Below are 23385 nucleotides of genomic sequence, written 5' to 3'. Positions count from 1 at the left end.
CTCGGTAAACCTCGTGTGGTTTTTCGGCAACAGGCGAAAGCTAGAGTCAGATGAATCGCTTAGCGAAGATTCTTAATGCGATGCTTTAGAGTCGTGAGGAAGAGAATGTCTTTATGATTCAGGCGCGTAAGAGAATTTTCTAAACAGGGCACAAATATGCTTGCCAAGCAGAATCATATTTTGTTAACCATTTGCTGGCACCTTCATGCAAAGGCAACGATAGTTCCGTGTGCTGCCGTGAGGGACATCGGGTCGGCTGCGGAAAGGGGATAAGAGATGCGCGTCCTTTTGATTGAAGACGACAGTGCTATCGCACAGAGCATCGAGCTGATGCTCAAGTCCGAGAGTTTCAATGTCTACACGACCGATCTGGGCGAAGAAGGCATCGATCTCGGCAAGCTATATGATTACGACATCATCCTGCTGGACTTGAACCTGCCGGATATGTCTGGTTACGAAGTTCTTCGCACCTTGCGTCTGTCCAAGGTGAAGACGCCGATCCTTATCCTTTCCGGCATGGCCGGCATCGAGGACAAGGTTCGCGGTCTGGGCTTCGGTGCCGACGACTACATGACCAAGCCGTTCCACAAGGACGAGTTGATCGCACGTATTCATGCGATCGTGCGCCGTTCCAAGGGACATGCGCAGTCGGTCATCACGACGGGCGACCTCGTGGTCAATCTGGATGCGAAGACGGTGGAAGTCGCCGGCCAGCGCGTTCACCTGACCGGCAAGGAATACCAGATGCTGGAGCTTCTTTCGCTTCGCAAGGGCACGACGCTCACCAAGGAAATGTTCCTCAACCATCTCTATGGTGGCATGGACGAGCCGGAACTGAAGATCATCGACGTCTTCATCTGCAAGCTTCGCAAGAAGCTAGACGCTGTTTCCGGCAGCCAGAGCTATATCGAAACGGTCTGGGGCCGCGGTTATGTGCTGCGTGAGCCGGATGCGGAAATGCGCGAAAGCGCCTGATTGGTTTCGTGCGCTTAAATGTAAAAAGCTCCGCTTCGGCGGAGCTTTTGCTTTTTGAGGGGCTGGTTGCAGGCTTTAAGCGGATAGAACGCCTGCGAACTGCTCTGTGAGATAGGCGCGGTCAAATGGTTTGAGAATATAGCCGTTGGCGCCTGCGCGCTTTGCCCGCATGATGCGGGTCACGTCGAGTTCATAAAGACACAGGATGACACGCGGCTGGTCGCCGCCAGGCATGGCGCGCAATTCGGTCACGACTTCCAGTGCCGTCATGTCCGGCAGGTCGTAGTCGAGCAGAATGACATCGGGCATGCGCGAAAAACAGGTTTCGAGCGCTTCCCGACCGCTCGAAGCTTCAGCAAATTCTGCGATGGTTTCGGAAAGGATGCGGCGGGCGACCTTGCGAATGACCGAGGAGTCATCCACCAGCAGGCAATAACCTGTCATTGGTCCATTCGTCATTCAGTCCCCCCACATACGCACTGCCTGACTGATAGAGGGTTTCATGACAGTTTGCCAGTGTGAGCGCGGGCTGGCCCCGCGCTCGGGAGCGTTTATTCAGCAGAAAATACGATGTCTTCCGCAGTCGCGTGGATGGAAATCTTCATGCCGGCCTCTTCGGCCAGAAGAAGTGTATAATAAGGCTGGACGGAATGGGCGTCGATCGGCTCTTCCGGGGCAGCACCGGAATGAAGTTCAAGGAACTTCGGCGGAACGCGCAGCATCCGGCCCTTCACGGTGATGACGAAGCGCGGTTCGGTGTCGCCGCCTTCAAGCCGCACGGCGAGCGAGCCGCCGCGCGGGATGGCTGCGTTGCCGATCAGAAGCATGTTCAGAAGCAGCTTGACCTTGTTCTTGGGCAGAAGGACGCGGGTGCCTTCCCAGGTGAATTCCGGCTTTTCGTTCTTGAAATATTCGGTGGCAACGTTCTGCGCGTCACCTGTATCGATCTGCACGCCAGCAGAGCCTGCGGCTCCGAAAGCGATGCGGGCAAACTGAAGGCGAGCGGAGGCGTTGCGGGCGCTTGATTTGATGAGCGCCATTGCATCTTCGTCGGCTCCGCCTTCTTCGAGCAGCTCCAGACCGTTATTGATCGCGCCGACCGGCGAAATAATGTCATGACAGATCCTGCTGCACAGAAGCGCACCGAGGTCGAGCGCGGAAAGGGTAACGGGCATTGGCATGGCGTTTTCTCCGGAACGCGGATTGATCCCGGTCTCCGAGCAGGTCGGATAACAGGATCGTTATCGGTTAACGAGACAGCCCGCAAAGCCAGAGTTTGCGCGCTGCATGAAGATGGGCGAATCGCCCTGAATATCGATTTAACTGGATACACGCGCCATCGGAACGCCGCAACAAAGCTCTCTTTTTGATCCGCCGGGCTCCGGCACCGCTTCACATCATATGAGAAAAGCCGGAAATTCCATGCCTTCGTAAAGTCAATTTCGGTGCTTAAAGGTTTGGACAATAAATTCGGGTCTAAAATAGGCGCGATTCGACCAAAATGTCCGTAAGAGACGTGGTCTGGCTTTTTAACAGGGCCGTCAGACAGAGGAGCGGAGAGCCAAAAGGAATTTTACATGGCCATACAATCCCTGTCGCAAATCAGGTTCCGCAATGCGGCGTGCTTCGTTGCGTTTTTTGCGGCGCTGTTTGTTTCTTTCATCGCTCTGCCCAATCAGGCGAGAGCACAGAACACATACACTGCCGAGGAAATCGTCGAATCCGGTCACAGGTTCTTCGGATCGGCTTCGGGTGGAATCGCAAGCGCGGTCGAGAAGGCGTTCCAGAGCTTTGGTCTGCCCAACGGCTATATTCTTGGTGAGGAAGGCTCCGGCGCGTTTATCGGCGGCCTGACCTACGGCGAAGGCACGCTCTACACCAAGAACGCAGGCGATCATAAGACGTACTGGCAAGGCCCCTCACTTGGCTGGGATTTCGGCGGGCAGGGCTCACGTGTCATGATGCTCGTCTATAATCTGGACGACATCCAGAACCTGTACGGGCGCTACGCCGGTGTTGCAGGTTCCGCCTATGTCGTTGCCGGTGTCGGCTTCAACGTCCTGAAACGCGAGAACATCATGCTTGTGCCGATCCGCACCGGCGTGGGCGCGAGGCTGGGCGTAAATATCGGTTATCTGAAGCTTTCCGGAGCGCCGACGTGGAACCCGTTCTAAGCCTCGGTTGTCCGGGCGCGATACTTTTCAGCCGGTGATTGTTTCTGCTGGCTGGAAAGATGGTGGACCGCGCACTATGAATAGTAAATGCTTGTCTGAAACCGCTCGGGCCATCTGAAACCGTGATCCAGTCCGCTCTCTTTTTCATATTCGGCGTTCTTGTGACGGTTTTCGCCGTGGTTCTGCTCGGCCCTTCGGTCTGGCGGCGCGCGTTCTTTCTGGCGCGGCGACAGGTCCAAGCGGAACTGCCGATCACTCTTGCCGAGATTCGCGCCGATCGTGATGGGCTGCGCGCGGAATATGCCGTCGCGGTCAGCAGACAGGAACAATTGCTGAAGCTCGAACGTCAGAAGAATGCCGAACAGAAGGTGACGCTGTCCCGGCAATATGAAGAGCTGAAACGCATTCCACGCCTCGAAGAGAGCCAGGCCGATATCGAGAAACAGCTGGCAGAACTTGAGCGGGCGACCAAGGAAGCCGAGACAGCCCGCGATAACGCGCTGGAAAAGGCGGCGATCCTTCAGGCTGAACTGGAACGGATGCAAAGCCATTACAGCGCGCTCGAGGGATTGGCGGATACCTTGCGTATCGAAATAAGTGCAAGCGAGACGGAATACAGCCGTCTGACAAACGAGATGACCGAAATGCGTCGAGATCGCAAGGAAGCCGCAGCGCGCTACAACGAAGTGTCGACCCAGTTGACGTCGGCGCAGACGGAGCTGAAAAGCGAAAAGCGCCGCAATAGTGAATTGCAGCAGAAACTTGAGAAGCTGATTTCCGAGCTTTCGGATGCGCAGGAAAAAATCGAGCGCTACAGCCGCAGGAATGCGGACGCGAGCGACAATCCCGAGTGGTCCCGGATCGAGCGCGAAAATGCAGTCCTTCGCGAAGAAATGGCTGAACTTGCCGCTCGCATGGTAGCTGCAACCGCTGAAAAGGAAGGACCGGAATCACCGATCCATTCAATTCTTGAGGCAGCAGAAAAGGCCGATGCAGGAAAAGGCAAGAAAGCGGGTCCCAAGAGCCTGGCGCGCCGCATCCGCGACCTGCAATAGGGCTGCAGTCGGCGACTATTCCTTGCCGAGAACATCCGACCAATCGGGATGGCGCATCGCCTGCGCGTGCATGAAGCTGCAGCGCGGGATGATCTTCCACCCGCTCCGGCGTGCATCCAGAACCGCATTCTTGGCAAGCGCCTGCGCGACGCCTTTGCCGCGCATCGCGTCCGGCACAAAAGTATGGTCGATGGATATCAGCGAGGGGCCAAGCTTCGTATAGGTCATTTCGGCTTCACTGCCGTCGAGAACAGCCGCATAGCGTCCGCCATCGGAGCTGTCTTCCTTGCGAATCTCGATAGTTCCGCTCATGCCATCCTCCTGAACCTTTTGTGTCTGATCAATATGCCAAGTTCACAACATAGGAACGGAATGTGCAAATAAAAACCGGCCACGTGGGCCGGTTTTCGGTTTGTCGATCCAGACCCGGTTGCGCAAGACTTGCTCCGCAGGAGGCCCGATCCTCGCCTTTCCAAAACCTGTTCCGGTTTTGGGAGACGGTTTTAGTGACGATACTGCTGTATTCTGGTGGTCCTGAGACCGGCGAGACCATGCTCATCGATTGAGGATTGCCAGGAAAGGAATTCCTCCACCGTCAATGTGTAACGCTGGCATGCCTCCTCAAGGCTCAGAAGTCCGCCCCGCACCGCAGCGACGACTTCAGCCTTGCGGCGAATGACCCAGCGCCTTGTATTGGCGGGGGGGAGGTCCGCGATGGTCAGCGGGCTGCCATCAGGACCGATAACATACTTTATACGTGGTCTTACCAGATCGGTCATTGTACTCTCTACACAACACTCAAGGACCTAATCGAGTAGGAGACTAACGCGACAGCTTTAAAAATTACCTAAGCAGCTGGTAACTCTCTGGTAAGACTTGAAAAAATACTCGCGATCGCCCTTTTGCGGGCAATTTTGCGGCATATGATCGGAAAACTTCACGCCGAAGTGTGCGTCGCCTGTCGCAATCTGGACAATGATTGCGCTCTGACCCTTGGCAAATTGCCGCAGTTTAGCCTATATAGGGCCCAGAAACCTAAATTTTGAGAAGCAGGGCATCTGCCCGGAAGCTGGAATCAATCATGAGCCTGAACAGCCTCGATCTGCCGGGAAAGCCGGAAGACACGCGCGTTGTCGTCGCCATGTCGGGCGGCGTCGATTCATCTGTTGTGGCCGGAATTCTCAAACGTGAAGGTTACGATGTCGTTGGCGTGACGCTGCAGCTTTATGATCATGGCGCAGCTGTTCATCGCGCCGGTTCCTGCTGCGCGGGACAGGACATCGAAGATGCCCGCCGCGTTTCTGAAAGTCTCGGCATTCCGCATTATGTCCTCGATTACGAAGCACGCTTCCGCGAGGCCGTGATCGATCCTTTTGCGAATTCCTATGTCAGCGGCGAAACGCCTATTCCTTGCGTTTCGTGCAATCAGACGGTGAAGTTCGCCGATCTGCTGCAGACCGCGCGGGATCTTGGCGCCGATGCGCTGGCGACCGGGCATTATATCCGCAGCCGCGCCAATGGCGCGCATCGCGCGCTTTATCGTCCGGTGGATACGGATCGCGACCAGAGCTATTTCCTTTTTGCCACCACGCAAGAGCAGATCGATTATCTGCGCTTCCCGCTTGGTCATCTGCCAAAGGCGCAGGTGCGCGAAATCGCCGAGGAAATGGGCCTGACGGTTGCCAAGAAACAGGACAGCCAGGATATCTGCTTCGTGCCGCAGGGCAAATATTCCGACATCATCTCCAAGCTGAAGCCGGAAGCGGCCAATCCGGGCGATATTGTCCATATCGACGGGCGCACGCTCGGCCGTCACGACGGTATCGTACACTACACGGTCGGGCAGCGTCGCGGTATCGGTGTTGCGACAGGTGAACCGCTTTATGTCGTTCATCTCGATGCCGCCAATGCACGGGTTATCGTCGGTCCGCGTGAAGCGCTGGAAACGCATAAAGTTTTCCTGCGCGATATCAACTGGCTGGGCGATGCGCCAATTGGCGATCTGCCGGAAGGCGGTATGGAAGTGTTTGCCAAGGTTCGCTCGACCCGACCGCCGCGTCCGGCCGTTTTGCGCCATGCTGATGGCCAGACCTGGGTTGAACTGGTCGACGGCGAAAGCGGTATCGCTCCGGGGCAGGCCTGCGTGCTTTATTCCGATGAAAGCAACACTGCGCGCGTTTTTGGGGGCGGTTTCATTGGCCGTTCCGAGCGTGAACCGCAGGCAGAAGAAATGCTGCGCCGTCTTGTTGCCAATACGGCAAGCGCCTCGGCGGCCTGATAAATCTTTCCTGCTGAAATCAAAACCTCCGGCCTGCTGCCGGAGGTTTTTTGTTTCACGCTGACCTTTTCACGAGAACTTGCTGAACCGGGACAAGGCGATGCCCGATGCGGTTGCTACATTCAGGCTGTCGAATGCAGTGGACATGGGAATTCGCGCTGTCTGAAGCTTCTGAAGTAGCCGTGGCGGCAATCCTTCCCCTTCCGTTCCGAGCAGAAGGGCGTGATGGTCGTGCTTCGCCGCATCGTAGATGCTGAGCGATGATGACGGGCTCAGCGCAAGCAGGTTGAAGTCGGCCTCGTCAAGCGCGGCGATGATTTCATCAATGTTGCCGCCGCGGAAATAGGGGACTTTCAGCGTCGCGCCGACCGATACACGGATGGCCTTGCGATAAAGCGGGTCGCAGCAGGTTTCGTCCATCAGGACGCAATCGGCCTCGAAAGCAGCGGCATTGCGAAAAATCGAGCCGACATTGTCGTGATTGGAAATACCGCACAACACCACGACAAGCGATTTGGCGGGCAGGGCTTCAAGCATGGTCTGCAGACCCGGCTGCGGTTTGCGGCGACCTACGGCAAGGATGCCGCGATGAACGTGAAATCCCGCGACTGAATCCATGACAGTCTGCGGGACGGAATAGACGGGGACACCAGGTGGGAGTTGGCTGAGTTGTTCTCCGAGCCCCTCGATCCGGTTTTCCAGAACGAGCAACGATTCCGTCTCGAAGCGTGCGGAATAGGAAAACAGGACGTTCAAGACCACCTTGCCTTCAGCGATGAAACGCTGCTGGCGCCCCACGAGATCTTTTTCACGAATGTTCCGGTAGGGGGCGAGGCGGATATCGTCCGGATCGTCGATCGTCTGGCAACAGCCGCGCGAATGAGAATTTTCGTTCATCGCACGGCTGTGACCTCATGATGTTATGCGTGAGCGACTGCCGCCAGATTATGCCTGCGCGGTGTTGGACTCATATACAGACTCGAGAGTGTCGACAACATCAACTCGATATGCGGCGAAGAGACCATGTAATAGATCGTCTGTGCGTCGCGACGAGTTGAAACGAGATCAAGAGCTCGTAGTTTTGCCAGGTGCTGAGACAAAGCGGATTGGCTAAGGTCAATCGCCTTGGCAAGTGCACCGACGGACATTTCATTGTGAAGCAACTTACATAAAATTAGTAATCGCTTATTGTTAGCAAGTGCCGAAAGAAAATCGGCAGCCTGGTCTACATTCTCAATTAAATCAAAGAAAGTATCTTGGTTGCTCATTTGCCGTCATACCCCCGTAAGACTGGACAAAGTTAAAAATATACATGCGAATTTTCATAAGCATGCATATTCAAAATAATGCTATAAGCTGCTTTTGAAAAGCCCTTGCTTATATTCAATTCAGTATAAAGAGGTGCAATTTCGTCCCAAAAAAAATGCGATTTTGTTTCAAAGGGGTTTATTTTACCGTTTGACCAGTGCTGTAACAGCTTCCCCTAGGGAATCAGGCTTCGTTGAAAACATGTGACGAAGAACGAGGTCGCCCTGGGCAATGTCAGCACCTTCGGGGTCTATACCCACAATTTTGAACTGTTCCCGCAGGCCCCCTGATTTCGAGATATTCTGTGCAATACGCGCGATTTCCTGCACGTGGTTTTCATTCAGATCGTCAAGCGCGTCTTGTTCATTTTCGGCGAAGTTCGCACTTGTCGAAGCTGCGCACAGCAAATCGTCCCGCGTAAGGTTGAATGCCTTGCCGAAGCCGCCGTTCAGGCTGGCGCTTTCCAGTTCGAGGCGAAAGAAGGCGAAATCCCCGAGATCCACGTAGAGCGAACCCTTGGGATTGTGATTGAGGTAGCGTCGGCGGATGCGTGGATAGTCAAGGGCGGTCCTCTCAACTTTTCGGGCCTGGCAATGCAGTGTGACGCGCGCATGGGCAAGAGGGTCTCCCTTGCCGACCTCGCCAAGCAGAAGCGAGCAGGCAGGGTTTGCGAGCAATCCCGGCGTATGGGCTGCCAACCCGGAGACCAATATCAGTGGAGTGCCGTCCGTGTCCGTCGCAACAGCAACGCGGCTCGCCAGCGGCCTGCCGGTCGCTGCATCGAAAACGGCAACGGCCCCATAGCGCGACGTGCGCAGCAGGGTTTTGGCAAGCTGTATGGCTTCGGGTGTTGTCGGGCGAATTGGATTGGCTTCGGGCATAATTTGCACAGCTCAAATATGACATTAATTATCCACTTAATACCGCGCCTTTTCCCAAAGCACCAGTCAATTCGGTTGCAGATTGCCGGCGATTGAACCCAGAAACAATTTCCAATTGATCGGACACATCTATGTCGCGTCCGAGTCGATGATGCACAGCTTGCATTACCCCATGCAAAATGCGTGCGAATAATATTATAATTCAATGTGCTTTAGCGCAATTTTCCGAAATTGCGTATGTAATTAGAATAAAAATCTAACGAATGACCCCACAATCGGTTGAGAATATGAAGTGGTTCTAAAAATTGCGCTTGCAAAGTGGCGATCCACACGTTTCGATAAGCGCAAGCTGCGGGCAATGGGGTGCACGCGGCATGCTTTTCCGTGGAGGCGGACAATAATGAAATTCTACCAAAAACTCCTGGCAGCAACCGCGCTGGTGGCTCTGATGAGCGGTGCTGCATCGGCGAAGACCTTTGTGTATTGCTCGCCGGCTTCGCCTGAAGGCTTCGATCCGGCTGCCTATACCGGCGGCGATACGTTCGACGCCTCGGCCCACCCGGTTTACAACCGCCTTGCCGAATTCGAAAACGGAACGACGAAAGTCGTACCCGGTCTCGCCGAAAGCTGGGACGTCACCGACGACGGTCTGGAATACACCTTCCACCTGCGCAAGGGCGTCAAGTTCCACTCGAACGACTATTTCACGCCGACCCGTGATTTCAACGCCGACGACGTGATCTTCTCCTATGATCGCATGCGCAACAAGGACAATCCTTGGCACCAGTACACCGCTGGCATTACCTACGAATATTTCGACAGCATGGAAATGGGTGCGCTGATCAAGGACATCGTCAAGGTTGACGATTACACGGTCAAGTTTGTGCTGAACCGTCCGGAAGCGCCGTTCCTCGCCAATATCTCGATGCCTTTCGCTTCGATCATCTCGAAGGAATACACCGACAAGCTCGCCGCCGATGGCAAGAAGGACGATCTCAACCAGATTCCGGTTGGTACTGGCCCGTTCCAGTTCGTCGCCTACCAGAAGGACGCTGTCGTTCGCTTCAAGGCCAATCCGGACTATTGGGGTGGCAAGCCGAAGATCGACGATCTCGTCTTCGCAATCACAACCGATCCTGCCGTTCGCGCGCAGAAGCTCAAGGCTGGCGAATGCCAGCTGATGTCCTATCCGGCTCCGGCCGACATCAAGGGCCTCCAGGCCGATTCCAACCTCAAGGTTGACGAACAGGCTGGCCTGAACGTGGCTTACTTCGCGTACAACACGCTGAAGGCGCCTTATGACAAGCCTGAAGTCCGCAAGGCGCTGAACCAGGCAATCAACAAGCAGGCGATTGTCGATGCCGTGTATCAGGGTCAGGGCCAGGTGGCCAAGAACCCGATCCCGCCAACGATGTGGGGCTATAACGACAAGATCGAGGACGACAAGTACGATCCGGAAGCTGCCAAGAAGGCTCTCGAAGCCGCTGGCGTCAAGGATCTGAAGATGAAGCTCTGGGCTATGCCCGTCAGCCGTCCTTACATGCCGAATGGCCGCCGCACGGCTGAACTCATGCAGTCCGATCTGGCCAAGGTTGGCGTCAGTGCAGAGATCGTTTCGATGGAATGGGGCGAATACCTCAAGAAGTCGGGCGACAAGGAACGTGACGGTGCCGTCATCCTCGGCTGGACCGGTGACAATGGTGATCCGGACAACTTCATGGGCACGCTTCTCGGCTGCGCTGGCGTCGGTTCGAACAACCGTGCCCAGTGGTGCTACAAGCCGTTCGAGGATCTGATCCAGAAGGCCAAGGTCACGACCAGCCAGGAAGAGCGTACGAAGCTTTACGAAGAAGCTCAGGTGATCTTCAAGGAGCAGGCTCCCTGGAACACCCTCGCTCACTCGACGGTCTTCGTGCCGATGTCGGCCAAGGTTACCGGCTTCAAGCAGAGCCCGCTTGGTGACTATCGCTTCGAAGAAGTCGATATTTCCGAGTAAAATCTGACAACACGAGCGGCCGGGTGTGGAGAGTTCCTCCGCACCCGGTCGGAGTTTTTGTATGTTCCGCTTCATATTGAACAAACTTGTCTATCTGGTTCCGACCTTCATAGGCATCACAATTGTGGCTTTTGCCTTCGTCCGTGTTCTGCCCGGCGATCCCGTCCTGCTGATGGCAGGTGAGCGCGGCGTAAGCCCCGAACGCCATGCCGAGCTGATGGCGCAGCTCGGCTTCGATCGCCCGATCTGGCAGCAATATCTCGACTATGTCTGGAACCTGCTGCATGGTGATTTCGGCCAGTCTCTGGTGACCAAAAAGCCTGTTCTCGTTGAATTCTTCGCGCTGTTTCCTGCAACTGTCGAGTTGTCCATCTGCGCGATTATCGTGGCTATTCTCCTGGGTATCCCTGCCGGCGTCATCGCGGCTGTCAAGCGCGGCTCATGGTTCGATCAGGGCCTGATGGGCATTTCGCTGGTCGGTTATTCGATGCCGATCTTCTGGTGGGCGCTTCTGCTTATCATTCTGTTCTCGGGCGTGCTGCAGTGGACGCCGGTTTCCGGCCGCATCTCGCTGCTCTATTTCTTCCCGCCTGTGACCGGTTTCATGCTGATCGACAGTCTGCTGTCGGACCAGAAGGGCGCTTTCGCCTCCGCGATCTCGCACCTTATCCTGCCGACCATCGTGCTTGCGACCATTCCGCTTGCGGTTATCGCGCGTCAGACGCGTTCTGCGATGCTGGAAGTTCTTGGCGAGGACTATGTGCGCACTGCCCGCGCCAAGGGCCTGCCGGTTCGTCGCGTTGTCGGACTGCATGCGCTGCGCAATGCGATGATACCCGTTATCACGACGATCGGCCTTCAGGTCGGCGTCCTGATGGCCGGTGCGATCCTGACCGAGACGATCTTCTCATGGCCCGGTATCGGCAAATGGATGCTCGATTCCATTTTCCGTCGCGACTATCCGGTCGTGCAAAGCGGATTGCTGCTGATCGCATTCATCATCATGCTGGTGAATCTGGTCGTCGATCTGCTGTACGGCCTCATCAATCCGCGTATCCGGCACAAGTGAGGGTATCATGACACACTCAGCTATTCAGCCGGAAGCCGCGAACGACATTGGCAAGATGCGCGCGCTGAAAGACTTCTGGTTTTATTTCAGCGTCAATCGCGGCGCTGTGATCGGTCTTTTCGTATTTCTCGCGATCATTCTGGTTGCAATCTTTGCTCCGCTTATTGCGCCGCACGATCCCACGGAACAGTTCCGTGAATTCGTGAAGGTCCCGCCATTCTGGGAAGACGGTGGCTCGACACAGTTCCTTCTGGGAACGGATGCGGTCGGACGTGATATCCTGTCCCGCCTGATCTACGGGTCGCAGTATTCGTTGCTCGTGGGCTTCGTCATCGTCATCATTTCGATGTGCCTGGGCATCACCATTGGTCTTATCACCGGCTATTTCGGTGGCGGCGTCGATACGGTGTTCATGCGCATCATGGACGTTATCCTCGCATTCCCGTCGCTTCTGCTGGCGCTGGTTCTGGTGGCGATCCTCGGACCGGGCCTGATCAATGCCGTTCTGGCGATCACGCTGGTTCTGCTGCCGCACTTCTCGCGTCTCACCCGCGCTGCCGTCATGGCGGAAAAGGAACGCGAATATGTGACCGCCGCCAAGCTCGCTGGTGCGAGCAAGCTGCGCCTGATGTTCAAGACCATCCTGCCGAACTGTCTTGCCCCGCTCGTGGTGCAGGCGACGATGTCGTTCTCCAACGCCATCCTCGACGTGGCAGCGCTTGGCTTCCTCGGCATGGGCGCACAGCCGCCAACGCCAGAATGGGGCACGATGCTTGCCGAAGCGCGTGAGTTCATCCTCAGCGCCTGGTGGATCGTTACCTTCCCCGGCCTTGCGATCCTGATTACTGTTCTCGCCATCAATCTGATCGGCGACGGTCTGCGCGATGCGCTTGACCCGAAGCTCAAAAGGAGCTGACCGATGGCGCTGTTAGAAATCAAGAACCTTACGGTTTCTTTCGACACCTCGACCGGTCCCTTCAAGGCTGTCGACGGGATCGACATCACCGTCGACAAGGGCGAAGTGCTTGCGATCGTCGGCGAATCCGGTTCGGGCAAGTCGGTTGGAATGCTCGCCGTCATGGGCCTCCTGCCCAAGTCGGCAACCGTTACCGCAGACGTCATGACCTTCGATGGCAAGGATTTGCAGGCGATGTCCGACAAGGAGCGCCGGAAAATCGTCGGACGCGACATTTCGATGATCTTTCAGGAGCCGGTTGCGAGCCTCAATCCCTGCTTCACCGTCGGGTATCAGCTTGAGGAAGTTCTGAAGCAGCATATGGGCATGAACGGTTCGGCGAGCCGCGCCCGTGCCATCGAGCTTCTGGAACTCGTCGGGATTCGCGATGCGGCGGAACGCCTGAAGAGCTTCCCGCATCAGATGTCGGGCGGCCAGTGCCAGCGCGTCATGATCGCCATTGCGATTGCTTGCAATCCCAAGCTCCTTATTGCCGACGAACCGACGACGGCTCTCGACGTGACGATCCAGAAGCAGATTCTCGATCTGCTGATGCGGCTTCAGGTGGAGCATGGCATGGGCCTCATCATGATCACCCACGACATGGGTGTGGTCGCGGAAACGGCGGACCGCGTGATCGTGCAGTACAAGGGCCACAAGATGGAGGATGCCGACGTGCTGTCGCTGTTCTCTGCACCCAAGCACCCTTACACCCGTGCGCTGCTGTCGGCCTTGCCGGAAAATGCGACCGGCGACCGTCTTCCGACGGTGTCCGATTTCGTCTTTGAAAATACTGGTGCGGGAGAAGCGCGATGAGCGAGGTTGTTCTCGAAGCGCGCGATATCAAGCGCGATTATCATGTCGGCGGCGGGCTGTTCGGCAAGCCGAAAGTGGTTCATGCAGTCAAGGGCGTGAGCTTCAAGGTGGAGAAGGGAAAGACGCTGGCAATTGTCGGCGAATCGGGTTGCGGGAAGTCCACGCTGGCCCGCATTCTCACCATGATCGATCCGCAGACTTCCGGCGAACTGAAGATCGGCGGCAAGGATGTGAACATCGCTCGCGATGGGCTGACGGCTGAAATGCGCCAGAAGGTGCAGATCGTGTTCCAGAACCCGTATGGTTCGCTCAACCCGCGCCAGAAGATCGGTGATGTATTGGCAGAGCCTTTGCTGCTCAACACCAATATGTCGGCGGAAGAACGGCGCGCCAAGGCGATGCAGATGCTGTTGAAAGTCGGCCTTGGCCGCGAGCATTTCAACCGCTATCCGCATATGTTCTCCGGCGGCCAGCGCCAGCGCATCGCCATTGCGCGCGCGTTGATGCTCAACCCGAAGCTGCTCATTCTGGATGAGCCGGTTTCCGCACTCGATTTGTCGGTGCAGGCACAGGTTCTGAACCTGCTGGCCGACCTGCAGGAAGAGTTCGGCCTCACCTATGTCTTCATCAGCCACGACCTTTCGGTCGTGCGCTATATCGCCGACGAGGTGATGGTGATGTATTTCGGTGAGGTGGTTGAATACGGTTCGCGTGACGACGTGTTCAACAATCCGCAGCACGATTATACGAAGAAGCTCTTTGCTGCTACGCCGCGTGCGGATGTGGATGCTATCAAGGCACGCGTGGAAGCGCGCGCTGCTGCAAGACAGGCCGCACATAGCTGACCCGGCCCTTGGGCAGTCTGAAATTCAAAAAGCCGCACATGCGAATGTGCGGCTTTTTTGTTCAGGAAGAGGTTCCGCGTTGCTGATGCCAGGCCAGCGCGCGCACAATGTCGTCTGCCGCAATCTTGCCGATGACAGCGCCGTTCTCAACGATGCCGACATCGCCGCTGCTGTCCGCCACGGCATTCATCAGTTCGCGGACCAGTGTTTCGCGCCGTGCCGTGGCCGCAAAAGGACGCGGCGCCGCATTGCGATCGAAAGGCACCATGATGTCTCCGGCGCGAAGCACGCCGAGTGGGTTCATATGCGCAACGAAGTCGGCGACATATGCATCGGCGGGCTGCAGGAGAATTTCCTGCGGCGTGCCGCACTGGACGATGCGCCCGCCCTCCATGATGGCGATGCGATTGCCGATCTTCATGGCTTCATCGAGATCGTGACTGACGAAGACGATGGTCTTTTTCAGGCGTGACTGGAAAGCCAGCAATTCGTCCTGCAACCGTGTGCGGATCAGCGGGTCGAGGGCTGAGAACGGCTCGTCCATCAGCAGGATCGGCGCGCCGGTTGCAAAGGCGCGGGCAAGCCCGACGCGCTGCTGCATGCCGCCGGAAAGCTCGCCAACCTTGCGCTTGGCCCAGTCCTGCAGGCCGACGAGCTCAAGCTGGTCGCGGGCCTTGGCGAGGCGCTCTTCCTTGCCCATGCCGGAAATTTCCAGTCCGAAGGCGACGTTTTCCTCGACCGTGCGCCACGGCAGCAGGCCGAACTGCTGGAACACCATGGAAACGAGCTCGGTGCGCAGATGGCGAAGGGTTCCGCGGTCGGCCTTGCCGACATCGATGGGGCGGTCGCCCTCACGCACGAGAACGCGGCCGCGCGAAATCGGATTGAGCCGGTTGATGGCGCGAAGGAGTGTGGATTTTCCCGAACCTGACAGCCCCATGAGAACGAGAATTTCGCCTTCCTCGATGTTGAGCGTGCAATTATGGACGCCCAGCACGAGATTGGTTTCCGCCTGAATCTGCGAGCGGGTTGCGCCGCGATCCGCCAGCGCAAGCGCGTCGCCGACATTGCTGCCGAAAATGATGCAGACGTCTTCGAGTGCGATGATGGTCATCCGCTTGTTCCTATTTCTCGTTCCCAGCGCGGAAGATGCGATCAAGTATGATTGCAACCACGACGATGATGAAGCCTGCTTCGAAGCCGAGCGAAATGTTGACGGAGTTAAGACCGCGCACCACCGGCACGCCGAGGCCGTCGGCACCGACAAGCGCGGCGATGACCACCATCGAAAGCGAAAGCATGATCGTCTGGGTCAGGCCTGCGAGGATTTGCGGCATCGCATAGGGCAGCTCGACCTTCCAGAGAAGTTGCGAGCGCGACGCGCCAAAGGCTTCACCCGCCTCAATGAGCGAGGACGGTGTGGAGGAAATGCCGAGCTGGGTGAGGCGGATGGGGGCGGGGATCACGAAGATAACGGTGGCAAGCAAGCCCGGCACCATGCCGATACCGAAGAATACGATTGCCGGGATCAGGTAGACGAATGTGGGTAAGGTCTGCATCAGGTCGAGAACGGGGCGCATCGCAGCATAAAGCGCGGGCCGATGGGCCGCAGCAATGCCAAGCGGCACGCCGATCGCCATACAGACAAAACACGATGACAGAACGAGCGTCAGTGTTTTCAGGGTCGGTTCCCAATAACCCTGGTTGATGATGAAAAGGAAACCCAGAACGGTGAGCAGGACGACCGAGAGGCGACGCTGAATCAGCCATGCAATGATTGCGAAGATGGCGATCAGAAGCAGCGGATGGGGCAGCTGCAAGAGATACAACAAGCCATCAATGAGGCCCTGCATGATCGCCGCCAAAGTGTCGAAGAAGAGCCCCAGATGGGTCGTCAGCCAGTCCACCACAGATTTGGCGGTTGGTCCGACAGGAATCTTGTAGTCCGTCAGCCAGTTCAACGATCAAGTCTCCTGCTGCGTGCTTGTAATAAAGGTCCTGGAATGTGCCGGGCCGCGTTTGTCACAGCCCGGAGACACGGGGGATCAAAGGCCGAGCGCCGCCTTGACGGCCGGCAGGCCTTCCTTGCCGTCAACGGTGGTCACGCCTGCAAGCCACTGGTCGAGAACGCCGGGATTGGCCTTGAGCCAGTCATTCGCGGCTTTGGACGGTTCCTGGCCGTCATCGAGAATCTTGCCCATGATCTCGTTTTCGATATCGAGCTTGAATTCCAGATTGGTGAGGAACTTGCCGACATTCGGGCATTCCTGCGTGTAGCCGGTGCGGACATTGGTTTCGACCTTGGCGCCGCCGAGATTGGGGCCGAAGAAATCGTCGCCGCCGGTGAGGTAGGCGATTTCGAAACGCTTGTTCATGGGATGCGGCTCCCACGCCAGGAACACGACCGGTTCCTTGCTCTTGATGGCGCGCGCGACCTGCGCCAGCATGCCCTGCTCGGACGATTCCGCCAGCTCGAACGACTTGAGGCCGAAGGCGTCCTTGTTGATCATGTCGAGGATCAGGCGATTGCCGTCATTGCCCGGCTCGATGCCGTAGATCTTGCCGCCAAGCTTGTCCTTGAACGCGGCGATATCCTTGAAATCCTTGAGACCTTCATCATAGGCATATTTCGGCACGGCGAGCGTGTATTTCGCGCCGGTCAGGTTGGTGCGCAGCGTCTCGACGGTCTTGTTGTCCAGATAGGGCTGGAGATCGGCGCTCATGGACGGGTTCCAGTAGCCGAGGAAAACGTCGATGTCTTTCTTGCTCAGCGAGGCATAGGTCACCGGCACGGAGAGAACCTTGATGTCGGTCTTGTAGCCGAGACCTTTGAGGATTTCCGTCGCTACCGCCGTCGTGGAGGTGATGTCGGTCCAGCCCACATCCGAGAAACGGACGGTCGAGCAGCTCTCGGGTTCGGCGGCGATAGCGGTTTCAGGCGCGCTCAGCATTGCCGTTCCCGCGGCAAGCCCACCCAAGGCAAGCGTAAGCATAAAGGTCGATGCGGACTTCATTGTTCTCTCCATTTACCGGGCCGTTTTTACGGATTGATTGTTTTTCCGGTTCCAGCTTTAGCAAACACCAAAGATTTCGCCATTCAAGTACCATAGCGGCGAAAATGTTCTTGATTGCGACGTTGACCGCAGTTTCCGGCGAAAAACCGTTTCGCACCTGACTTGAAACTGCCTTGAAGCTGTTTGTCGCTCATCATTTTCCGGAACCGTCGGCCAAGGGGAAACGAGCAGGATTGCCACGTATTTGACCGAAGCGAGTTGGCGCCATGTTACGGATCGGCCCCCGGGATTCAACCCTGTCAGCGGAAAATGACGGATAAAATCAGTTGGATGGGGCTTCGAGGTTGTCGAAAAGATGAGCACACTCTATTTGAGAACCTGAAGCTTTTTCAGGCTTGGCTGCTTGCGAACGGGACTTGCGATGTATGGGTCTGCGTGCGGCGCAGAAGCGGTGCAAAGCCCGGCGTTTTGGGCAAAAGGAAGGATTTTCTATAGTGTGGAATGCAGTAAAGGGCGTTTTTTCCTTCCTCGGGCGTTTCATCGCGGCGCTTGCCCGCCTGATTGCCATTCCGCTTGGCGGCTTGTGGCGGCTGTTCCTGCGGCTCGGAATATTGTGGAAAGTCGCCGTTTCGGTTGTCGTGATCGGACTTGGCGGGCTTTATCTCTATTTCATCTGGCAGACTCAGGCCTGGACGAATTTCGATCCCGATTATCCGGCCAAGTACAGCTATCAGAACGCGACGACGCCCGGTGAAGAGGTGAAAGCGGAGGCTGCCCCGGCAGAGGCACCATCTACTGCCGCGCCTGTCGAACAGCCCTCCACCGCGCCCGAAACCGGGCAGACTGGCGATGCCGCACCGGCGAATCAGCCGGTGCAGGCGGCGCAATTGCCGTCGCCGGCGCGTAAATGCTCGCGTTCGGCCATTGCCGAAGTCGCTGCCGACCTCACCGATTTCAACGTCAACCAGAATGCATGGATTTCCTCCATGCTGCTCTACAAGCTCGGCTTTTTCGGGCTGGATTGGGACCGTACCCCGTTCCTCGACAACAAGGCGTCGTTCCAGCGCGGCATCAATGCGGCGGTGCGCCGTACCGCGATTGAACTCGTCGACAATATCGGCCGTCTGCGCGGCACATCGCAGATCGACGGCGATCTGCAAAAGGCACGCGGCAATCTGCAGTTTGCCGAAGATTCCTGGTATTTCGGCCTGAGCCCCTTCGGCCCGAAGACGCCGACGCCGAGCTATTACCGTTCAGCGATCAAGGATCTGCGTTCGTTCAACGGGCGGCTGGAAACTTGTCAGGCAACATTCGATGCCCGCGCCGACAATCTGATTCAGTTCGTGGACCGTATCGCGAGCGACCTCGGTTCGACTTCGGCCATCCTGAAAGACCGTGCCGAGAACTACCATGCCGGTTGGTTCGACACGCGCGCGGACGACCGCTTCTGGTTCGCCTATGGCCAGCTTTATGCCTATTATGGCTTGCTGCGCGCCGCACATTCGGATTTCCGTGGCGTTCTGGCCGAAAAGCACCTCGACGGCGTATGGGACGAGATGGAAAAGCAGATGCGGGCAGCGCTCGACATGCAGCCCTTCATCGTTTCCAATGGCAGCCCTGATGCCTGGTTCACGCCGTCGCACCTGACGACGATGGGCTTCTACATTCTGCGTGTCCGTTCGAATCTTGTCGACGTGAAGCAGGTTCTGGAGCGCTGACCGGCAATGGAACTGCCAGCTTCCTTGCGACAGGCGGTGGATGCCGCGCTTGAGGGCGTGGCCTTGGCCGACCTGAAGCGGGCATCCGAAATGCTTTCACGCCGGTACCGCGCCGAGACGCGGGATGGGCGCATGCATATTTCCGACGATCTTGCGGCAAAAGCCTATCTGGCGGCGCGCCTGCCTGCGACCTATGCGGCGGTGCGCGCCAGTCTGGACAGTGCTGCCGAGGTCCGCCCCGATTTCGCGCCGCAATCCATGCTCGATGTGGGGGCAGGGCCGGGCACGGCTCTTTGGGCGGCAAAACAGTGCTGGCCCATGCTTCAATCGGCAACGATGATCGAGGCAAGCCCTGCAATCCGTGCAGTGGGAAGCGGCCTTTCGCAAAATAGCGGACTGCCGGATCTCGATTGGCGGGCAGGGGATGTGGTGCGGGAAAAGCTCGATTTTCCGCAGGCCGATCTCGTGACCATTGCCTATGTGCTGGACGAGCTTGCGCCTGAAAAGCGGCAGACGCTGATCTCGCGCCTGTGGGCAGCGGCAAGGCAGATGCTGGTGATTGTGGAGCCCGGCACCCCGGCGGGCTGGCAGCGCATTCTCGATGCGCGCCGCACGGTCATCGCTGAAGGCGCAATTATCGCGGCGCCCTGTCCGCACCAGCTCGATTGCCCACTGGTCGCGCCCGACTGGTGCCATTTCTCGCGCCGTGTTGCGCGCTCGCGTATTCATCGTCTCACAAAGGAGGCGGAAGTGCCTTGGGAGGACGAGAAATTCATCTATCTTGCCGCGGTGCGCAAGACGGTCGATGATGTGAAGGCGCGGGTGATCGCGCCGACGCGGGTTGGCGGTGGCAAGGTTTCGGTTAAAATGTGCAAGGATGACGGCACAGCCCAGGAACGGCTCCTCACCAAGCGCGACGGAGACCTGTTCCGTTGGGCGCGCCGCGCCGACTGGGGCGACGCCTTGTTGAAGGATTGAGCCGGAAACAAACCGGAACCAAAAAGATGAAGATCAGTCTGGTCCAGTTACGTCTGCTTGAAGCGGTCGCAGAAACCGGCAGTGTCGGAGCTGCGGCGCGGCGCGTGCGGCTTACACAATCGGGTGCGAGCCAGGCGATTGCGACGCTGGAAAAGATTCTCGGAATTGATGTGCTGGCGCGAAAGCGCGACGGGGCTGCCCTGACGGCATTCGGGCAATCGATCCTTGCCGATGCGAGGGCCGCGCTTCAGGCCGTGGACCGGATAGAATTGCAGGCGCGGTGCAGTGCTTCCGGTGCACCCGAAAGATTGCGTGTCGCGGCAATTCCAAGCCAGCTCGAATATGTTTTGCCCGGCCTGCGAAAGACCTTTCAGCGGCTTTATCCGGGCATCGAATTCAGCGCATTCGAGGGCGGGCACGATGATGTCACCCTCTGGGTGCGGGACGGTATCGCCGATCTCGGCATAACATCGCTGCCGGCGCCCGATCTGGAAGCGCGGGAAGTTGGCCGGGAAGAACTTGTCGTGGTGGGACGGCGCGATGATCCGTTCATGCGGAGCGACACGATCGCAGCCAAGGATCTGCGAGATCGCCAGTTGATCGCCGCAGCAGGCTGCGAAATGATTATCGACCGGATCATCCATGGCGAGAGCGAGGGCGATGGCGAAACGCGCAGCGAGCAGGTGCGCACCCGCGACGTCGCCACAGTGCTGGAAATGGTGCGGCATGGCATTGGCACGACGCTTCTGTCTGAAATCAGCCTGCCGGGCGCGGATTTGAATGGTTTGCGGGCGCGCCGCCTCGATCCGCCGACGTTTCGCACTGTCTATATTGTCTTTAGGGCCGACAGTCCGGTCAGGCATCTCATCGAACGGTTCTGCGATGTGGCTTTGGACGCCAGAAGCCGGGCGGCATAAGAAATTCTAATATCTCATATCTCGCTTATCCGTGGTGCTTGTGCAGGCCGGGAGTGCAATAGTCTGCGCTCATCCTTCAACGTGCAGTGAGTGACCATGACGGCAATTACCGACACCACCTCGACAAGCTCGACTTCGGATACCATACGCGGTCTGGCCTGGGGACTATCTGGGGTTCTGGTATGGTCCGGGTCTTTCGTCCTGACCCGTTTCGGGTTCAAGACCGCCTTGACGCCCTTCGACATCATTGCCCTGCGCTTCGGCGTGGCGGGACTGGTGCTGTTGCCGGTGGTCTTGATGAAGGGGTTCGGCTTTCGCAAGCTCGGTCCGCTCGGCTTTGTGCTTCTGGTTTCGGGAGCGGGCGTACCCTATGCGCTTTTGACCACCTGCGGCCTGCAATATGCTCCGGCATCCCATGCGGCGGCGCTCATTCCGGGGCTGATGACGGCGATGGTTGCGATATTAGGCATGGCGTTTCTCCAGGAACGTCTGGCACCGTCGCGCTGGTTCGGGGTCGTGCTGATCGTGACCGGCGCCATGCTGATCGCCGGCCTGTCGCAATTGGGCGGGCGCGAAATGCTCGGGCACCTGTTCTTTTTCGTCGCGGCGCTGGTGTGGGCGATCTATGTCATGGTGTTCCGCAGGAAGGGAATGGACGGGCTGCACGCCACCGCCATCGCAGCCGTCACTTCAGCAATCGTCTATCTGCCGATCTACATGATCTTCCTGCCCAAGGGGATGGGCGCGACATCATGGGGCGATATTGCCTTGCAGGGTTTTTATCAGGGCGTGCTTACCTCCGCCTTCGGCGTCTTTGCCTTCAACCGTGCGGTCGTCCTGCTGGGAACGGCAGCTGGCGCGGCGCTGTCGGCGCTGATCCCTGTCATCACTCTGGTACTGGCGCTCGTCCTTCTGGGCGAAGTGCCGGGTTGGGCCGACACGCTCGCCGCCTTCCTGATCAGCCTCGGCGTGCTGGCGCTGAACAGGAAGGGCAGGAAACGTGTCCCGTCATGAAGCCTGCAGGATTGGCCTCGCAGCAGGGCGGTTGATGATGAAAACCATGGCGGCTGCGGCAAAGCACATGGCACCGGCGAGGATCAGGGCAGGGGTGTAGCTGTCATAATCGGTGCGCACGAAACCGGCGAAGGCGGCAGCGGCGGCTGCGCCTATCTGGTGGCCGCTGAACACCCAGCCGAAGACCAGACCGGCCTTTTCCGGGCCGAAACGTTCGGCGGCAAGCTTGACAGTTGGCGGCACGGTCGCCACCCAGTCCAGCCCGTAAAAGACGGCGAACAAGGCCAGTTCGTAGACGGTGAAATCGGTAAAGGTCAGGTAGATCAGCGACAGGCCGCGCAGCGCATAGAACCAGAACAGGAGCCAGCGATTGTCGAACCGGTCGGAGAGCCAACCGGACATGATCGTGCCGATCAGGTCGAACGCGCCGATGACGGCAAGGATGCCCGCCGCACCGACCGGCGCAATGCCGAAATCTCCGCAAAGCGTGATCCAGTGCGTCTGGATCAGGCCGTTGGTTGAAAAGCCGCAGACAAAGAAGGTGAGGAACAGGACCCAGAAGGTTGCGGTTGAAGATGCTTCGCGCAAGGTGACGAGTGGCGAGGCAAGCATGGCGCCGAAGCTTTTGCGCGGTTCGGGGGCTGGAAGCGGAGCGGTGCGGCCATAAGGCTTGAGGCCGATATCGGCCGGATGATCGCGCATCAGGGCAAGGACCAGCATGAGCGCGGCAACAAGGAAACAGATGACGATGGTGAGCGACGTGCGCCAGCCAATGGTCTGGCTGACGCTGGCGAGGATCGGCATGAAGACCAGCTGACCGGTAGCGTTGCTGGCCGTCATCAGGCCGACGACGAGGCCGCGCCGCTTTTCAAACCAGCGTGCCGCAACGGTAGCGCCGAGCACAAGCGCGGTCATGCCTGTGCCAAGGCCGATCACGATGCCCCAGAGCCCGACCATCTGCCATTCCTCGGTCATGAAAATGGAGCCGATCAGCCCGAGTGAAATCATGATGAGAGCGGCGGAAACCACGCGGCGCAGGCCGAACTGGTTCATGAAAGCGGCTGCAAATGGCCCCATAAGGCCGAAAAGTACAAGGCGAAGCGCCATTGCGAAGGAGATATTCGCATTCGTCCAGCCGAACTCACGCTGGAGCGGCTCGATCAGGATGCCTGCCGAACCCATGGCGGCAGCCGTCGCCAGCATGGTCAGGAAGGTGATGGCGGCGACGATCCATCCGTAATGGATGTTTCTCTGGGCGAGAAAGCTGGCAAGGCGGGCAGAAATCATCTTTGGCGCTTTCGGTTCAAGCTGGCTTCTGGCCAGCCATGCGTTGATGGCGAAACCGGTCGCTCCTTAGAGGTCGCGGGGCTTCGGGTCATTGTTTTCAGTCAA

Annotated in this window: 24 protein-coding genes; 13 read left to right on the top strand and 11 right to left on the bottom strand. The window is 57.8% G+C overall.

The window, feature by feature from the left end:
* Nucleotides 1–276 precede the first annotated feature (276 nt).
* The gene (ctrA, locus tag J9800_RS09600) at nucleotides 277–975 is read left to right on the top strand and encodes a response regulator transcription factor CtrA (protein WP_006467396.1); all 699 of its coding nucleotides are present in this window, start codon (nucleotides 277–279) and stop codon (nucleotides 973–975) included.
* 75 nt (nucleotides 976–1050) lie between these two features.
* Here ctrA and J9800_RS09595 read toward each other — a convergent pair whose 3' ends face one another.
* Nucleotides 1051–1434, bottom strand: a complete 384-nt coding sequence (locus J9800_RS09595) for a response regulator (RefSeq protein WP_114216282.1) — start codon at nucleotides 1432–1434, stop codon at nucleotides 1051–1053.
* Between the two features lie 92 nt (nucleotides 1435–1526).
* On the bottom strand, nucleotides 1527–2156 hold the full coding sequence (gene chpT, locus J9800_RS09590; RefSeq protein WP_006467394.1) for a histidine phosphotransferase ChpT: 630 nt from the start codon (nucleotides 2154–2156) through the stop codon (nucleotides 1527–1529).
* Nucleotides 2157–2552: 396 nt separating this feature from the next.
* Between chpT and J9800_RS09585 the strand changes: the two genes are divergently transcribed.
* Together J9800_RS09585 and J9800_RS09580 are read left to right on the top strand one after the other, a co-directional pair.
* Nucleotides 2553–3149, top strand: coding sequence for a DUF1134 domain-containing protein (locus J9800_RS09585; RefSeq protein ID WP_112585667.1), 597 nt, complete (start codon nucleotides 2553–2555; stop codon nucleotides 3147–3149).
* 146 nt (nucleotides 3150–3295) lie between these two features.
* Nucleotides 3296–4204: a coiled-coil domain-containing protein gene (locus J9800_RS09580; protein WP_205315956.1), complete on the top strand. Its 909-nt coding sequence runs from the start codon at nucleotides 3296–3298 to the stop codon at nucleotides 4202–4204.
* Nucleotides 4205–4219: 15 nt separating this feature from the next.
* On the opposite strand, the gene J9800_RS09575 is transcribed toward J9800_RS09580, so the two are convergent.
* Nucleotides 4220–4516: a GNAT family N-acetyltransferase gene (locus tag J9800_RS09575; RefSeq protein ID WP_114216284.1), complete on the bottom strand. Its 297-nt coding sequence runs from the start codon at nucleotides 4514–4516 to the stop codon at nucleotides 4220–4222.
* Between the two features lie 191 nt (nucleotides 4517–4707).
* Nucleotides 4708–4983 carry a CtrA inhibitor SciP gene (sciP, locus tag J9800_RS09570; protein WP_002964694.1) on the bottom strand — a complete coding sequence of 92 codons (276 nt, stop codon included), beginning with the start codon at nucleotides 4981–4983 and terminating at the stop codon, nucleotides 4708–4710.
* Between the two features lie 302 nt (nucleotides 4984–5285).
* On the opposite strand from sciP, the gene mnmA reads away from it, so the two are divergent.
* A complete protein-coding gene (gene mnmA / locus J9800_RS09565) occupies nucleotides 5286–6482 on the top strand; it encodes a tRNA 2-thiouridine(34) synthase MnmA (protein WP_025090540.1) in 1197 nt (398 codons plus the stop codon).
* 69 nt (nucleotides 6483–6551) lie between these two features.
* Here mnmA and J9800_RS09560 read toward each other — a convergent pair whose 3' ends face one another.
* The 3 genes from J9800_RS09560 to J9800_RS09550 form a co-directional block, all read right to left on the bottom strand.
* Nucleotides 6552–7379 carry a TrmH family RNA methyltransferase gene (locus tag J9800_RS09560; RefSeq protein WP_114216285.1) on the bottom strand — a complete coding sequence of 276 codons (828 nt, stop codon included), beginning with the start codon at nucleotides 7377–7379 and terminating at the stop codon, nucleotides 6552–6554.
* Between the two features lie 23 nt (nucleotides 7380–7402).
* Nucleotides 7403–7750, bottom strand: coding sequence for an ArsR/SmtB family transcription factor (locus tag J9800_RS09555; protein ID WP_006467382.1), 348 nt, complete (start codon nucleotides 7748–7750; stop codon nucleotides 7403–7405).
* Nucleotides 7751–7933: 183 nt separating this feature from the next.
* Nucleotides 7934–8671 carry a HugZ family pyridoxamine 5'-phosphate oxidase gene (locus J9800_RS09550; protein ID WP_114216286.1) on the bottom strand — a complete coding sequence of 246 codons (738 nt, stop codon included), beginning with the start codon at nucleotides 8669–8671 and terminating at the stop codon, nucleotides 7934–7936.
* A gap of 400 nt (nucleotides 8672–9071) precedes the next feature.
* Here J9800_RS09550 and J9800_RS09545 point away from each other — a divergent pair, with 400 nt between their 5' ends.
* From J9800_RS09545 to J9800_RS09525, 5 genes are all read left to right on the top strand, one after another.
* Nucleotides 9072–10667, top strand: a complete 1596-nt coding sequence (locus tag J9800_RS09545) for an ABC transporter substrate-binding protein (RefSeq protein WP_112585677.1) — start codon at nucleotides 9072–9074, stop codon at nucleotides 10665–10667.
* A 61-nt stretch (nucleotides 10668–10728) separates the two neighbouring features.
* A complete protein-coding gene (locus J9800_RS09540) occupies nucleotides 10729–11736 on the top strand; it encodes an ABC transporter permease subunit (RefSeq protein ID WP_114216287.1) in 1008 nt (335 codons plus the stop codon).
* A 7-nt stretch (nucleotides 11737–11743) separates the two neighbouring features.
* Entirely contained in the window at nucleotides 11744–12652 is a 909-nt protein-coding gene (locus J9800_RS09535; protein WP_114216288.1) for an ABC transporter permease subunit, read from the top strand.
* A 3-nt stretch (nucleotides 12653–12655) separates the two neighbouring features.
* The gene (locus J9800_RS09530; RefSeq protein ID WP_112585683.1) at nucleotides 12656–13507 is read left to right on the top strand and encodes an ABC transporter ATP-binding protein; all 852 of its coding nucleotides are present in this window, start codon (nucleotides 12656–12658) and stop codon (nucleotides 13505–13507) included.
* Nucleotides 13504–14352: a dipeptide ABC transporter ATP-binding protein gene (locus J9800_RS09525; RefSeq protein ID WP_112585685.1), complete on the top strand. Its 849-nt coding sequence runs from the start codon at nucleotides 13504–13506 to the stop codon at nucleotides 14350–14352. Before J9800_RS09530 ends, J9800_RS09525 begins: the two co-directional genes overlap by 4 nt.
* A 61-nt stretch (nucleotides 14353–14413) precedes the next feature.
* Here the strand turns inward: J9800_RS09525 and choV are convergent, their stop codons facing one another.
* The 3 genes from choV to J9800_RS09510 all read right to left on the bottom strand — a co-directional run bounded on the left by choV (nucleotide 14414) and on the right by J9800_RS09510 (nucleotide 17366).
* Nucleotides 14414–15466 (bottom strand): choline ABC transporter ATP-binding protein, encoded by a 1053-nt coding sequence (choV, locus tag J9800_RS09520; protein WP_114216289.1) that lies wholly within the window; start codon nucleotides 15464–15466, stop codon nucleotides 14414–14416.
* Between the two features lie 10 nt (nucleotides 15467–15476).
* Complete coding sequence (choW, locus tag J9800_RS09515; protein ID WP_112585689.1) at nucleotides 15477–16313, bottom strand: choline ABC transporter permease subunit; 837 nt, start codon at nucleotides 16311–16313, stop codon at nucleotides 15477–15479.
* An 84-nt stretch (nucleotides 16314–16397) separates the two neighbouring features.
* Nucleotides 16398–17366: a choline ABC transporter substrate-binding protein gene (locus J9800_RS09510; RefSeq protein WP_112585691.1), complete on the bottom strand. Its 969-nt coding sequence runs from the start codon at nucleotides 17364–17366 to the stop codon at nucleotides 16398–16400.
* A gap of 494 nt (nucleotides 17367–17860) precedes the next feature.
* Here J9800_RS09510 and J9800_RS09505 point away from each other — a divergent pair, with 494 nt between their 5' ends.
* The 4 genes from J9800_RS09505 to J9800_RS09490 all read left to right on the top strand — a co-directional run bounded on the left by J9800_RS09505 (nucleotide 17861) and on the right by J9800_RS09490 (nucleotide 21993).
* Complete coding sequence (locus J9800_RS09505) at nucleotides 17861–19084, top strand: DUF2333 family protein (RefSeq protein ID WP_114216290.1); 1224 nt, start codon at nucleotides 17861–17863, stop codon at nucleotides 19082–19084.
* Nucleotides 19085–19090: 6 nt separating this feature from the next.
* Nucleotides 19091–20062: a small ribosomal subunit Rsm22 family protein gene (locus tag J9800_RS09500; RefSeq protein ID WP_114216291.1), complete on the top strand. Its 972-nt coding sequence runs from the start codon at nucleotides 19091–19093 to the stop codon at nucleotides 20060–20062.
* Nucleotides 20063–20088: 26 nt separating this feature from the next.
* Entirely contained in the window at nucleotides 20089–20979 is an 891-nt protein-coding gene (locus tag J9800_RS09495; RefSeq protein WP_112585695.1) for a LysR family transcriptional regulator, read from the top strand.
* A 96-nt stretch (nucleotides 20980–21075) separates the two neighbouring features.
* The gene (locus tag J9800_RS09490) at nucleotides 21076–21993 is read left to right on the top strand and encodes a DMT family transporter (RefSeq protein WP_114216292.1); all 918 of its coding nucleotides are present in this window, start codon (nucleotides 21076–21078) and stop codon (nucleotides 21991–21993) included.
* On the opposite strand, the gene J9800_RS09485 is transcribed toward J9800_RS09490, so the two are convergent.
* Nucleotides 21988–23280 carry an MFS transporter gene (locus J9800_RS09485; protein WP_114216293.1) on the bottom strand — a complete coding sequence of 431 codons (1293 nt, stop codon included), beginning with the start codon at nucleotides 23278–23280 and terminating at the stop codon, nucleotides 21988–21990. The genes J9800_RS09490 and J9800_RS09485 overlap by 6 nt on opposite strands.
* Nucleotides 23281–23385 lie beyond the last annotated feature (105 nt).

It is taken from the genome of Ochrobactrum sp. AP1BH01-1 (assembly GCF_018066705.1).
GTDB lineage: Bacteria > Pseudomonadota > Alphaproteobacteria > Rhizobiales > Rhizobiaceae > Brucella.
This window is presented reverse-complemented; position numbering and strand designations above follow the sequence as displayed.

What these genes read in the sequence shown, in the direction of transcription:
- J9800_RS09525 (WP_112585685.1), top strand. Translation starts at nt 13,504, where the DNA reads ATGAGCGAGGTTGTTCTCGAAGCGCGCGATATCAAGCGCGATTATCAT.
- J9800_RS09560 (WP_114216285.1), bottom strand. Translation starts at nt 7,379, where the DNA reads ATGAACGAAAATTCTCATTCGCGCGGCTGTTGCCAGACGATCGACGAT.
- J9800_RS09485 (WP_114216293.1), bottom strand. Translation starts at nt 23,280, where the DNA reads ATGATTTCTGCCCGCCTTGCCAGCTTTCTCGCCCAGAGAAACATCCAT.
- J9800_RS09595 (WP_114216282.1), bottom strand. Translation starts at nt 1,434, where the DNA reads ATGACGAATGGACCAATGACAGGTTATTGCCTGCTGGTGGATGACTCC.
- ctrA (WP_006467396.1), top strand. Translation starts at nt 277, where the DNA reads ATGCGCGTCCTTTTGATTGAAGACGACAGTGCTATCGCACAGAGCATC.
- J9800_RS09490 (WP_114216292.1), top strand. Translation starts at nt 21,076, where the DNA reads ATGACGGCAATTACCGACACCACCTCGACAAGCTCGACTTCGGATACC.
- J9800_RS09575 (WP_114216284.1), bottom strand. Translation starts at nt 4,516, where the DNA reads ATGAGCGGAACTATCGAGATTCGCAAGGAAGACAGCTCCGATGGCGGA.
- sciP (WP_002964694.1), bottom strand. Translation starts at nt 4,983, where the DNA reads ATGACCGATCTGGTAAGACCACGTATAAAGTATGTTATCGGTCCTGAT.
- J9800_RS09530 (WP_112585683.1), top strand. Translation starts at nt 12,656, where the DNA reads ATGGCGCTGTTAGAAATCAAGAACCTTACGGTTTCTTTCGACACCTCG.
- chpT (WP_006467394.1), bottom strand. Translation starts at nt 2,156, where the DNA reads ATGCCAATGCCCGTTACCCTTTCCGCGCTCGACCTCGGTGCGCTTCTG.
- J9800_RS09510 (WP_112585691.1), bottom strand. Translation starts at nt 17,366, where the DNA reads ATGAAGTCCGCATCGACCTTTATGCTTACGCTTGCCTTGGGTGGGCTT.
- J9800_RS09555 (WP_006467382.1), bottom strand. Translation starts at nt 7,750, where the DNA reads ATGAGCAACCAAGATACTTTCTTTGATTTAATTGAGAATGTAGACCAG.
- J9800_RS09495 (WP_112585695.1), top strand. Translation starts at nt 20,089, where the DNA reads ATGAAGATCAGTCTGGTCCAGTTACGTCTGCTTGAAGCGGTCGCAGAA.
- J9800_RS09540 (WP_114216287.1), top strand. Translation starts at nt 10,729, where the DNA reads ATGTTCCGCTTCATATTGAACAAACTTGTCTATCTGGTTCCGACCTTC.
- J9800_RS09545 (WP_112585677.1), top strand. Translation starts at nt 9,072, where the DNA reads ATGAAATTCTACCAAAAACTCCTGGCAGCAACCGCGCTGGTGGCTCTG.
- J9800_RS09585 (WP_112585667.1), top strand. Translation starts at nt 2,553, where the DNA reads ATGGCCATACAATCCCTGTCGCAAATCAGGTTCCGCAATGCGGCGTGC.
- choV (WP_114216289.1), bottom strand. Translation starts at nt 15,466, where the DNA reads ATGACCATCATCGCACTCGAAGACGTCTGCATCATTTTCGGCAGCAAT.
- J9800_RS09500 (WP_114216291.1), top strand. Translation starts at nt 19,091, where the DNA reads ATGGAACTGCCAGCTTCCTTGCGACAGGCGGTGGATGCCGCGCTTGAG.
- J9800_RS09550 (WP_114216286.1), bottom strand. Translation starts at nt 8,671, where the DNA reads ATGCCCGAAGCCAATCCAATTCGCCCGACAACACCCGAAGCCATACAG.
- mnmA (WP_025090540.1), top strand. Translation starts at nt 5,286, where the DNA reads ATGAGCCTGAACAGCCTCGATCTGCCGGGAAAGCCGGAAGACACGCGC.
- J9800_RS09535 (WP_114216288.1), top strand. Translation starts at nt 11,744, where the DNA reads ATGACACACTCAGCTATTCAGCCGGAAGCCGCGAACGACATTGGCAAG.